Below are 12,095 nucleotides of genomic sequence, written 5' to 3' on the forward strand. Positions count from 1 at the left end.
GGGGGACGCTTCGACAGGCGCATCGGGTTGCCTCTCTTCGCTTGAGGGAGATCAACTGACGTGGATAGAAACCTATGACCTGTGGTTTTCCGCGGTCAAGATCCGGCGCGCGCCGGTCAGTGCGCCCGGTGCCCGTCCTCGCCGCCCGTGGTGGGCAGCTTGCCGAGCACCCGGTCGATGATGTGGATCCGCGCGCCGGCGACCTGGTAGTCGGCGCACACGGTGTCGGCCTGGCCAGCCAGGCGTGCCGTCCCCCCGCCCCCGGTGACCGTGACCTTGGTGCCGGCGAGTGTGGTGACCCCGCCGGCGGCCACCATGTCGGACAGGGACAGCGACCCGGCGACGAGGTGTTCGCGGAGCAGGCCGCGGAGCGTGTCCTGCTGGACGAGGAGCAGTTGGTCCAGGTTGTCCTCGGAGAACTTGGCCGCGAACGCGTCGTCCGTCGGGGCCAGGATGGTCAGCCCCGACCCAGAGTGCAGGTCGGCTGCCAGCCCGGACGCCCGTACCGCCGCGTCGAACGTGGTGAGCACGGGAAGCCACTGCAGGGCCACCTCGGGCGGCTGACCAGCCAGGGCCGCCGGGTTGCCCGGGTCGCTGCCCGAGGGCAGCAGATCGCACAACGGTCCGCTCACGACCGGCGCCGCCGCAGCGGCTTTTCCGTTGGCCGCATCCCCGGGCTCGGCGCCGGTGCAGCCGGTGAGCAGCAGGGACACGGCGACCGCGGCGAGCGCGGTCAGCCGTCGCCGGGGGTGACGACGGCGGACCCGGCGGAGCAGCGGGTGGGATCGGGGTCGCAGGGGGATGACGGGCTGGTCCACGGCGCTCTCCAGGTCCGGTCGGGGACGTGTCGTACCGGCAGGCCCCTGTGGGCCGGGCCTGCCGGTACGACGATCAGCAGGTCAGAGGCTCGCGCACTGGCCGCTCTTCGGGCCCTGCACCGAGTTGCCCAGCTCGAGGTTGACCGGTGCCGCGGCGTTTCCGCTGCACTGCAGCGGACCGCTCACGGTGTTGGCCGCCACCAGCGGCGCGTCGCCCTGGTTGTTCGACACCTCGACCGGGCCGGTGACCTTGGCGTCGACGACCACTACCGGACCGCTGGACTGTGCGATCCGGACCGGGCCCTCCACCGCGCTGTCGGTCAGGAAGACCCCGGCCGCACCGCTGGCGTCCACCGGGCCGGTGATCGACGAGCCGGTGGCGATCAACGTCCCGCCCGACCGGACCCGGACCGGACCGGTCACGGTCGCGTCGCGCAGGCAGGTCACCCCGGAGACCACCAGTTGACCGCTGTGCGGGCCGGTGACGGTCGGGTACAGCCGCTCGCCGTCCACCAGCTTCTCGACACCCTGCCCGTCGAGCAGCAGCGGGATCAGCCCCCGCTCCGGCTGGGCCAGCGGGACCACGTACCCGTCGGCGACCTTGACCACCTTCCAGCCGTGCGCGGCGAGGCGCTGGGCCACGGTGGTGCGCTGGCCGGCCGGGCCGTCGGTGCGGGCCCCGTGGTACTGCTCCTCGGTGAGCTTGTACGCGCACGGCGCGTCGTCGAGAATCTGGCCGTCCCGCGGGGCGTCGAGCGGCGGTGGGGCCTCACCCGGGTGCGGCGCCGGGTGCGCCTCGATCGGGCGGGACCCCCGGAAGACGATCCGGCCGGTGTTCGAGACCTGGAAGGTGATCGCGTCGGCCCGCGCCGCGGTGATCTCCTTGAGGTTCGCCCGGTGGTAGTCGAGGAACTGGTTGAAGGTCCACATCGCGGAGTACGTCTTGCGCCGCCGGTTGTTCGCCGTGTTGCCCTCGTCCGGCCGGGTGGTGCCACCGGAGCTCCGCAGTTCCAGCAGGGAGTTGACGACGTTCTTGAGGCCCAGCGTGTTGCGCAGGATCGTCTCCTCGCTCAGGCCCACGTTTCCGCCCCCGTTACACCCGTACGGGCACGGCCACCAGCCGTCCTTGGCGCCCTGGGTGTACATGTGGCCCTCGATCATGTGCTGCGACTCGTCGAAGATCGACTGGGCCACGTTCTGGTGCCGCGGCGGCAGCATCGGCAGGTCACCGGCGCTCGAGTTGCCGAACTCGTGCCCGTCGTAGCCGGCCACCGGCCGGTATTCGCGGAGCATGTTGACCAGCGCGAACGTCTCGGGCTGGCGGATCAGCGAGTAGTCGCGGTTCAGGTCCTGACCGGTGGAGTTGCCCCGGGTGTTGGCCGCGCGGCCGTCGCCGTTGATGGTCGGGACGATGAGGACGGTGGTGCGCGACAGCAGGTCGATCGTCCGGGCGTCGTTGCTGAAGGCCAGCTTCCGCGCCATGATCAGACAGCCTTCGCGGTCGCCGGGCTCGTTGCCGTGCACGTTGCAGTTGATCATCAACGGCGAGGTGGCCGCCACCGCCGCCGGGGTGGCCGCCGGCGTGGGGTAGCCGATGACGAACATGTTGATCGGCCGGCCGAGCGCGGTCCTGCCGATCTCCGTCACCCGGACCCGGTCGCTCAGTTCGTCGATCGCCGCCGTGTAGGCGTATTCGTTGACGTCGCTGGTGTACTGCGCGGCGAGAGTGGTCTCCCACTGGGTCCGGAGGTTCTCGCCCGGAATGCTCGGGTCGCCCCAGGGCGGCGTGGTGGTGCCGGACACCGGTGACGAGTACGGCTGCGCGGTGTCCCCGAAGCGGGCGCGCACCCGCCACTGAAACCGGGCGCCAGGGTTGAATCCCGCGTCGGCGAAGGTCGGCGAGGAGTTGTTGATCTGGCGGTTCGGCCGCCAGACGCCGGTGATCACGGCGGGGCCGGTGGCCGAGTCGTCCGCGGCGACCGGAGTGCGCTCGATCTGGTAGTCGGTGGCGCCGTCGACCGGCGTCCACCCGAGGGTGGCGTAGCCGTCGCCCTGCACGACCGTGAGGCCTTGCACCTGGTTCGGCTCGGCCTGCGCCGCCGCTTCGGCCTGCGCTGGTAGGGGTCCTGTGAACACCGCGAGGCTCGCGGCGAGCACGAGGGAGATGAGGGCTGTCGTCCGTCTGTCTCTCATGCAAGCTCCAGAACAGGTGGGATGACTCGATGCGGACAGCACACGCCAGCCACCTCGTCCATGGTCGACGGTGGCCGTTTTCTTGAGAATGATCTGAGGATTCGCGGGCGGAGCCGCGCCGGTTCAGCTCGCCCGGAGCCGGTAGCCCACCCCGCGTACGGTCTCCACCAGGCCGGCGTCGTCGAGCTTTCCGCGCAGGGCCGCCACATGGACGTCGAGGGTGTGCCCGGCGTTCCAGGTGGTCTGCCAGATGTCCAGCAGCAGCCGTTCCCGGGACACCACCGTGCCCGCCTGCCGGGCCAGTGCCATCAGCAGCTCGAACTCCTTGCGGGTCAGGCTCACCTCCCGGTCGGAGAGCCAGACCCGCCGGGCGTTGAGATCCACCCGCAGGTCGCCGACCTTGAGCGTCGCCTCCGCTCGCGTGGCCCGGGCCGTACGGCGCATGACCGCCTCGATCCGGGCCTGCAGCTCGGCCATTGAGAACGGCTTCACGACGTAGTCGTCGGCGCCGGCCCGTAGCCCCGCTATCCGGTCCCGCTCCTCGGACCGGGCGGTCACCGCGATAATGGCGACGTCCTCGTCGTCCCGCCGGATCCTCCGGCACACCTCCAGGCCGTCCCGGTCCGGCAGGTTGAGGTCGAGCAGGACGAGGTCGACCGGGCCCGCCCCGGCCGCCTCCGACGCGGTCGTGGCCGTGATGACCGCGTGGCCCCGGCGGCGCAGCGCCGCGGCCAGCGCGGAGGCGACTCGCAGGTCGTCTTCCACCAGGAGCACCCGCACCCGCGTCTCTCCTCGGACCTCGTCCCGACAGGTCCACGCGAGTCTGTCTGATGGACACCGGCCGTGACCAGGCCGGACGGCAGATCGTGACCGCATGATGATCTCTTCGACCCGGACCGTTGAGCTCATTGGACGGAAGGTGCCGTCGGCGGGCGACCCCTTACCAGGTCGCCCGCCCGCGGGTACGCCTCAGCGCAGGCCGGCGGCGACCAGCAGGTTGCCCTCCGGCAGGGGCGGGAGCGCCCGGCCGAGCGCCATCCGCTGCTCGGCCCGGTCGGCGGTGAACGCGGTGTCCTGCGCGATGGCGGTCGCGTACGCGGCGGCGGTGCGGGACGCGATGGCCGACCAGCCGTACTGCTCGTGGACCATCGCGCGGGCGCGGCGGGCGAGGGCGCGGGCGCGCTCCCGGTCCGACAGCAGCGCGTGCACCGCCTCGGTGAGCCCGTCCGGGTCCTGCGGGGCGAAGGTCATCCCGGTGACGCCCGGCTCGACGATCTCGGCCAGCCCGCCGGTGCGGGAGACGGCCAGGGGTGCGCCGGCCGCCGCGCCCTCCAGGGCGACCATGCCGAAGGGCTCGTAGATGCTGGGCACCGCGAAGCAGTCCGAGGCGGCCATCACCGCGGGCAGGTCGGTGCCGCCGAGGAAGCCCGGCATGCTGACCGTGCCGCCCAGCCCGAGCCGGTGCACCTCGGCCTCCAGGGTCGCCTTGTACGGCCCGTCGCCGACCACCACCGCGCGCAGCCCGGGGTGCCGCTCGCGCAACCGGGGGAGCCCGGCGAGCAGGTGCTGCACGCCCTTCTCGTAGACCAGCCGGCCGGCGAAGCTGACCAGCGGGCCGTCGCCGGCGAAGCGGGCGCGGGCGGCGGCGATCGCGGTCGCCGGCACCCGCCAGCGGTGCGGCTCGACCCCGTTGGGCACCACGTCGACCCGCCCGGCCGGCACGCCGAACAGCGCCGTCACCTCGTCGCGCATGTAGCCGGAGCAGACGATCACCCGGCCGGACTCGGCGGCCAGCCAGTGCTCGACGCCGTGGATGGTGCGGTTCATCTCCTCGGGCAGCCAGCCCTGGTGCCGGCCGGCCTCGGTGGCGTGGATGGTGCTGACCAGCGGCACGTCCAGGTGCTCGCGCAGGGTCATCGCGGTGTGCGCGACCAGCCAGTCGTGGGCGTGGATGACGTCGTACCCGCCGGACTCGGCGGCGCGCAGCGCGGCCCGGGTGAGGGTGTGGTTGAACGCCATGGTCCAGGCCAGCAGCGAACCGGTGGCGAGCGGGAAGGTGACCGGGTCCTCGGCGGCGCGGACGATGCGCACGCCGTCGGCGTACTCCTCGAGGGGCGCGCCCTCGGCGTGGCGGGTGACGACGGTGACCTCGTGGCCGGCGGCGGCCAGGGCGACGGAGAGGGCGTGCACGTGGCGGCCGAGGCCGCCGACGAGGACCGGCGGGTACTCCCACGACAGCATGAGGATGCGGCGCGTCCGGGGCGGGACGCCGGGCTGCGGCGGGATGGTGGGGCGGGAGGTGCGGGTGGGTAGGTGGGTCCGGTCCGTCGCGGTGGCGGGCTGCTCGCCGACCCGCAGGATGGTCACATCAATCTCCGTCCATGCATGCTGGGACGCGCCGGCGACTCTGGCGGCGTGGGAAGCGTGGTGAGGGTGGCCGAGAGGCCGAGTGGACCCGCGCGGGCGCACGCGTCCAGGAACAAGGAAACGCCATCCCGCGGCCCGCCGCATCTCGAAAAGGGAGTTCGTGACGGAAGACACCCGAAGCGTCGGGCAGTCTCAGGTGGGTGGACTTCGGTTACCGTCCGAACAGGTGGATTGACGCGCGGTGGGGCGGGGCATTACCGGGTGCGCACCGGCGGTCCGCCCGTCCGGTGCGCTCATGATCATGGGCCGAAGGAGCAACATGCAGGTCTGGCCGGGCGAGAGCTACCCCCTCGGCGCCACCTACGACGGGATGGGGACCAACTTCGCGATCTTTTCCGAGGTGGCGGAGCGAATCGAGCTCTGCCTGTTCGACGAGTGGGACACCGGCGCCGAGCGCCGGGTCGAGCTGCGCGAGGTCGACGCGTACGTCTGGCACGCGTACCTCCCGGGGATCGAACCCGGCCAGTGCTACGGCTACCGGGTGCACGGGCCGTGGGACCCGGCGAACGGGCTGCGCGGCAACCCGCACAAGCTCCTGCTCGACCCGTACGCCAAGGCGGTCGACGGGGAGGTCACCTGGGACCCGGCGGTTTACGACTACGAGATGGGTGGCGACCCGGACCGGAGGAACGAGACCGACTCGGCGCCGTTCATGCCCAAGTCGGTGGTGGTCAACCCGTACTTCGACTGGGGCAACGACAAGCCGCCGCGCATCCCGTACCACCACTCGGTGATCTACGAGGCGCACGTGCGCGGACTGACCATGCGCCACCCCGACATCCCCGAGGAGCTGCGCGGCACGTACGCGGCGATCGCCTCACCCGTCATGATCGACTACTTCAAGCGGCTCGGGGTGACCGCGGTCGAGCTGATGCCGGTGCACGAGTTCGTGCACGACCACCGCCTGGCCGACCTCGGGCTGCGCAACTACTGGGGCTACAACACCATCGGCTTCTTCGCCCCGCACCACGGCTACTCCGCGCTCGGCCGCCTCGGCCAGCAGGTGCAGGAGTTCCGCGGCATGGTCAAGGCGCTGCACGCGGCCGGCATCGAGGTCATCCTCGACGTGGTCTACAACCACACCGCCGAGGGCAACCACCTCGGCCCGTCGCTGAGCTTCAAGGGCATCGACACCCCCAGCTACTACCGGCTCTCCGAATCCGACCGGCGCCACTTCGTCGACTACACCGGCACCGGCAACAGCCTCAACGTGCGCAGCCCGCACTCGCTCCAACTGATCATGGATTCGCTGCGTTACTGGGTCACCGAGATGCACGTCGACGGCTTCCGCTTCGACCTCGCCGCCACCCTGGCCCGGGAGTTCTACGAGGTGGACCGCCTCTCCACCTTCTTCGAGGTGGTGCAGCAGGACCCGGTGGTCGGCCGGGTCAAGCTGATCGCCGAGCCGTGGGACGTCGGCCCGGGCGGCTACCAGGTCGGCAACTTCCCGCCGCAGTGGACCGAGTGGAACGGCAAGTACCGGGACACCGTGCGGGACTTCTGGCGCGGCGAGCCGGCCACCCTGGCCGAGTTCGCTTCCCGGATCTCCGGCTCCGCCGACCTCTACCAGGACGACGGGCGCCGCCCGTTTCACAGCATCAACTTCGTCACCTGCCACGACGGGTTCACGCTCACCGACCTGGTCTCCTACAACGACAAGCACAACGAGGCCAACGGCGAGGAGAACCGGGACGGCGAGAGCCACAACCGCTCGTGGAACTGCGGCGTCGAGGGGGCGACCGACGACCCCGGCGTGCTCGCCCTGCGGGCCCGGCAGCGGCGTAACTTCCTGGCCACGCTGATCCTCTCCCAGGGCGTGCCGATGATCGGCCACGGCGACGAGCTGAGCCGCACCCAGCACGGCAACAACAACGCGTACTGCCAGGACAGCGAGCTGGCCTGGGTCGACTGGGCAGGCGCCGACGAGCAACTGCTGGCGTTCGTCCGGCGGCTCACCGAGTTCCGCGCCCGGCACCAGGTGTTCCGCCGGCGCCGCTTCTTCACCGGGCTGCCGGTCGGCGGCCGGGCCGCCGGCTCCGCCCTGCCCGACCTGGCCTGGTACACCCCGGACGGCCGGGAGATGACCGGCGAGGACTGGGGCAACGACTTCGGCCGCTCGGTGGCTCTCTTCGTCAACGGCGACGGCATCCCGGAGCGCGGCCAGTACGGCCAGCGCCACCGGGACGACTCGTTCGTGCTGCTGTTCAACGCGCACGACGCGCCGCTGGACTTCACCCTGCCCGGCGTCGAGTTCGGGCAGCGGTGGGACCTGGTCATCAGCACCGCGGAACCGGATCCGGACAAGACCCTGGTGGTCGAGGCGGGCGGCACCGTCTGCGTGCCGGACCGCTCGCTGCTGGTCCTGGAGAGGATGGCCTGACCGATGCCCGAGACCCCCCGACCCGAACAGCCGACGGCAACGACGACGACGCGGGTGGGGGCGACCTAAGGCGTCCAGGTGCGCCCCGGCTTCGACCTCGACGCCACCGCCGGCCTCGCCGGCTACCTCGCCGACCTCGGCGTCACCCACCTCTACAGCGCGCTCCTGCTCACCGCCACCCCCGGCTCCCAGCACGGTTACGACGTGGTCGACCCCCGGTCGGTCAGCCCGGAACTAGGCGGCGAGGCCGGACGGCAGCGGCTGGTCCGCGCGCTGCGGGCGGCCGGGCTCGGCCTGGTCGTGGACATCGTCCCCAACCACGCCGGGGTCTCCAGCCCGGCGGCCAACCCGGCCTGGTGGGACGTGCTGCGCGCCGGGCGCGCCTCGGCGTACGCCGACTGGTTCGACATCGACTGGGACCGGGGACGGCTGCTGCTGCCGGTGCTCGCCGACACCCCCGGCGCCCTCGACGACCTCAAGGTGGTCGACGGGGAGATGCGGTACCACGAGCACCGCTTCCCGATCGCCGTCGGCACCGGCGACGGCACCCCGCGCGAGGTGCACGACCGGCAGCACTACGAGCTGGTCAACTGGCGGCGGGGGGCCACCGAGCTGACGTACCGGCGCTTCTTCGCCGTGTCCGACCTGGCCGGGCTGCGGGTGGAGGACCCGGCGGTCTTCCGCGCCACCCACGCGGAGATCCTGCGCTGGGCCGACGCCGGCGACCTCGACGGCATCCGGGTCGACCACCCGGACGGGCTGCGGGACCCTGCCGGCTACCTGGCCCGGCTGCGCGCCGCCGCGCCGGACGTCTGGCTGCTGGTGGAGAAGATCCTCGAGTACGGCGAGGAGCTGCCCGACTGGCCGGTCGACGGCACCACCGGCTACGACGCCCTCGCCGCGGCCGGCGGGCTCTTCGTCGACCGGACGCGGAGGGTGACTTCACCGCGCTGGACGCCCGGCTGACCGGCCGGCACACCTCCTGGCCGGACCTGACCCACCAGACCAAGCAGGAGGCGGCCAACCAGCTGCTCGCCGCCGAGCTGAGCCGGCTCACCGCGCTCGTGCCCGAGCTGCCCCGCGCGCAGGCCCGGGCCGCCCTGGCCGAGCTGGCCGCCTGCTTCCCGGTCTACCGCGGCTACCCGCCGGAGGGTGTCCGGCACCTCGCGGCCGCCCGGTTCGAGGCCGGCCGCCGCCGCCCCGACCTCACCACCGTCCTGGACGCGGTCACCGCCCGGCTGCGCGACCCCGCCCACGAGCTGGCCGCCCGCTTCCCGCAGTTCACCGGCGCCGTGACGGCCAAGGGCGTGGAGGACACCGCCTACTACCGGTGGAGCCGGTTCGTCGCGCTCAACGAGGTCGGCGGCAGTCCCGCCCACTTCGGCGTCCCGCCGGCCGAGTTCCACCGCTTCGCCGCCGCCCGGCAGGTGCGCTGGCGGGCCAGCATGACCACCCTGTCCGCCCACGACACCAAGCGCGGCGAGGACGTCCGCGCGCGGCTCGCCGTGCTCTCCGAGCTGCCCGGGCGCTGGGCCGAACGGGTGGCGGACTGGATGTCCCGGGCGCCGCTGGCCGATCCCGCCTTCGCCCACCTGCTCTGGCAGACCGCCGTCGGGGCCTGGCCGATCGAGCGGGAGCGGCTGCACGGGTACGCCGAGAAGGCCGCCCGGGAGGCGTCGACGTCGACCAGCTGGACCGATCCCGAGCCGGCCTTCGAACACGAGCTGCACGCCCTGGTCGACCGGATGTACGACGACCCGGAGCTGCACGCCGAGATCACCGCGTTCGCCGCCGAGATCACCCCGGCGGGCTGGTCCAACTCGCTCGGGCAGAAGCTGGTCCAGCTCGCCATGCCCGGGGTGCCGGACCTCTACCAGGGCACCGAACTGTGGGAGAACTCCCTGGTCGACCCGGACAACCGCCGCCCGGTCGACTTCGCCGTACGTCGGGAGCTGCTGGACCGGCTCGACGCCGGCGCTCGGCCGGCGGTGGCCGCCGACGGCGCGGCCAAGCTGCTCGTCGTCTCCCGCACGCTGCGGCTGCGCCGCGACCACCCGGAACTGTTCACCGGCTACCGGCCGGTGCCGGCGCGCGGCCCGGCCGGCGCGCACGCGGTGGCCTTCGACCGGGGCGGCGCGATCGCGGTGGCCACCCGGCTGCCGCTGCGGCTGGCGCGGGCCGGCGGCTGGCGCGACACGAGACTGTCGATTTCCGTTCATGGTGTTGCGGACATGTTCACCGGCCGGGTCTACAGTGGGTCTGAGCTGCTCCTTCATGATCTGTTGAGCACCTATCCCGTCGCCCTGCTGGCTCCCACCGACTCCGTGGAGGCTGCCGCATGACCGAGTTCACGGTGTGGGCGCCCGAAGCCGCCCGGGTCCGGTTGCGCCTGCCCGGCGTCGCCGACCACGACATGCGTCCCGGTCGGGGTGGCTGGTGGCGGGTCGAGGTGCCCGGCACCGGGCCGGGCAGCGACTACGCGTTCCTCCTCGACGACGACGAGCGACCCCTGCCCGACCCCCGGTCGGCCTGGCAGCCGGCCGGCGTGCACGGGCCGAGCCGGCTCTACGACCACGCCGCCTTCACCTGGACCGACCAGGGCTGGACGGGCCGGCAACTGCCCGGCAGCGTCCTCTACGAGCTGCACATCGGCACCTTCACCCCGGAGGGCACCTTCGACGCGGCCATCGGCCGCCTCGACCACCTGGTCGACCTCGGCGTGGACCTGGTCGAGCTGCTGCCGGTCAACGCGTTCAACGGCGAGCACAACTGGGGGTACGACGGCGTCTGCTGGTACGCCCCGCACCAGCCCTACGGCGGGCCGGACGGGCTCAAGCGCCTGGTCGACGCCGCGCACGCCAAGGGGCTGGGGGTGATCCTCGACGTCGTCTACAACCATTTCGGGCCCTCCGGGGCCTACGCGCCGATGTTCGCGCCGTACCTCGCCGAGCAGAGCAACCCCTGGGGCCGCGCGGTCAACCTCGACGGGCCGCACTCCGACGGGGTGCGCCGCTACATCGTCGACAGCGTGCTGATGTGGCTGCGCGACTACCACGTCGACGGGCTGCGGCTGGACGCCGTGCACGCCATGCCGGACTCCCGGGCCACCCACTTGCTGGAGGAGCTGGCGGTCGAGGTCGAGTCCCTCTCCACCCACCTCGGCCGCCCGCTGTCGCTGATCGCCGAGTCCGACCTCAACGACCCGAAGCTGATCACCCCGCGCGAGGCCGGCGGGTACGGCCTGCACGCCCAGTGGAACGACGACGCCCACCACGCGCTGCACACCCTGCTCACCGGGGAACGGCAGGGCTACTACGGCGACTTCGGCTCGCTGGAGTGCCTGACCGACGTGCTGACCGGCGCATTCTTCCACGCCGGAAGCTGGTCCAGCTTCCGCAACCGCAACCACGGCCGGTCGGTGGACCGGCAGCGTACGCCGGGGCACCGGTTCGTGGCGTACCTGCAGAACCACGACCAGATCGGCAACCGGGCCACCGGCGACCGGATCTCCACGACCCTGTCGGCCGGGCTGCTGCGGGTCGGCGCCACCCTGCTGATGACCGCGCCGTTCACCCCGATGCTCTTCATGGGCGAGGAGTGGGGGGCAAGCACGCCCTGGCAGTTCTTCACCAGCTATCCGGAGCCGGAGCTGGCCACCGCGGTGGCGGTCGGGCGCCGGCGGGAGTTCGCCGCGCACGGCTGGCCGGCGGCGGAGGTGCCCGACCCGCAGGACCCGCAGACCTTCATCCGGTCCCGGCTCGACTGGGCCGAGCTGGACAAGCCCGAGCACCGCGAGATGTACGACTTCCACCGGCGGCTGATCGCCCTGCGCAAGAGTCGTCCCGACCTGTCCGATCCCCGGCTCAGCCACGTCGACGTCCGGCACGGCGACCAGTTCCTGCTGATGCGCCGGGGCGAGTGCCTCGTGGTGGCCAACCTGGCCGGCAAGCCGCAACGGATCACGCTGCCCGGGGTGGTGCGCCGCGTGCTGCTGGCCACCGGGGAGGGGGTCACGGTGATGCGGGACCGGATCGAGCTGCCGGCGGAGTCGGCCGCCATCGTCGCGCTGTAGGTTCTCCGCGCTCGGTACCCCGTCGCCATGGTGTGGCTGCTCGATCGGGCGCAGCCGTCCGGTTCGGGTCGGGCGGGGCGGCGCCGGGGGCAGGCGGTGGCTAGTGCTCTGACCGGGAACGTTTACCGGGTTGGCGGCGGCGGGGCCGGAACCGGTTGGATGAGACGGACATCTGACCGGGTTTGGGGGCGTGGTGGCGGAGCTG

6 protein-coding genes and 1 pseudogene are annotated in these 12,095 nt (G+C 72.4%); 3 read left to right on the forward strand and 4 right to left on the reverse strand.

The genetic code is table 11. The annotated features are described in order from the left end of the window. Positions 1-116 precede the first annotated feature (116 nt). From ACFYOS_RS33115 to ACFYOS_RS33130, 4 genes are all read right to left on the reverse strand, one after another. Positions 117-818, reverse strand: coding sequence for a fasciclin domain-containing protein (locus ACFYOS_RS33115; RefSeq protein ID WP_387150209.1), 702 nt, complete (start codon positions 816-818; stop codon positions 117-119). Between the two features lie 81 nt (positions 819-899). After that, the gene (locus ACFYOS_RS33120; protein ID WP_387150212.1) at positions 900-3,011 is read right to left on the reverse strand and encodes a M14 family zinc carboxypeptidase; all 2,112 of its coding nucleotides are present in this window, start codon (positions 3,009-3,011) and stop codon (positions 900-902) included. Positions 3,012-3,134: 123 nt separating this feature from the next. Further along, positions 3,135-3,791, reverse strand: a complete 657-nt coding sequence (locus ACFYOS_RS33125; protein ID WP_387150215.1) for a response regulator transcription factor — start codon at positions 3,789-3,791, stop codon at positions 3,135-3,137. 189 nt (positions 3,792-3,980) lie between these two features. Then, the gene (locus ACFYOS_RS33130) at positions 3,981-5,378 is read right to left on the reverse strand and encodes a glycosyltransferase family 4 protein (RefSeq protein ID WP_387150218.1); all 1,398 of its coding nucleotides are present in this window, start codon (positions 5,376-5,378) and stop codon (positions 3,981-3,983) included. Positions 5,379-5,697: 319 nt separating this feature from the next. On the opposite strand from ACFYOS_RS33130, the gene glgX reads away from it, so the two are divergent. The 3 genes and pseudogenes from glgX (at position 5,698) to treZ (ending at position 11,890) form a co-directional block, all read left to right on the forward strand. Beyond that, positions 5,698-7,818 (forward strand): glycogen debranching protein GlgX, encoded by a 2,121-nt coding sequence (gene glgX, locus ACFYOS_RS33135; protein ID WP_387150221.1) that lies wholly within the window; start codon positions 5,698-5,700, stop codon positions 7,816-7,818. Positions 7,819-7,896: 78 nt separating this feature from the next. Further along, a pseudogene (gene treY, locus ACFYOS_RS33140) lies at positions 7,897-10,160 on the forward strand (malto-oligosyltrehalose synthase). Next, entirely contained in the window at positions 10,157-11,890 is a 1,734-nt protein-coding gene (gene treZ, locus ACFYOS_RS33145) for a malto-oligosyltrehalose trehalohydrolase (RefSeq protein WP_387150224.1), read from the forward strand. The pseudogene treY and the gene treZ overlap by 4 nt, the downstream one beginning before the upstream one ends. The last annotated feature ends 205 nt before the right edge of the window (positions 11,891-12,095 follow it).

Origin of the sequence: Micromonospora sp. NPDC005806 (assembly GCF_042871425.1) — a bacterium.
Lineage (GTDB): Bacteria > Actinomycetota > Actinomycetes > Mycobacteriales > Micromonosporaceae > Micromonospora.

Excerpts from the sequence above, each read along its gene's own strand:
- ACFYOS_RS33120 (WP_387150212.1), bottom strand. The coding sequence starts at position 3,011 with ATGAGAGACAGACGGACGACAGCCCTCATCTCCCTCGTGCTCGCCGCG.
- treZ (WP_387150224.1), top strand. The coding sequence starts at position 10,157 with ATGACCGAGTTCACGGTGTGGGCGCCCGAAGCCGCCCGGGTCCGGTTG.
- glgX (WP_387150221.1), top strand. The coding sequence starts at position 5,698 with ATGCAGGTCTGGCCGGGCGAGAGCTACCCCCTCGGCGCCACCTACGAC.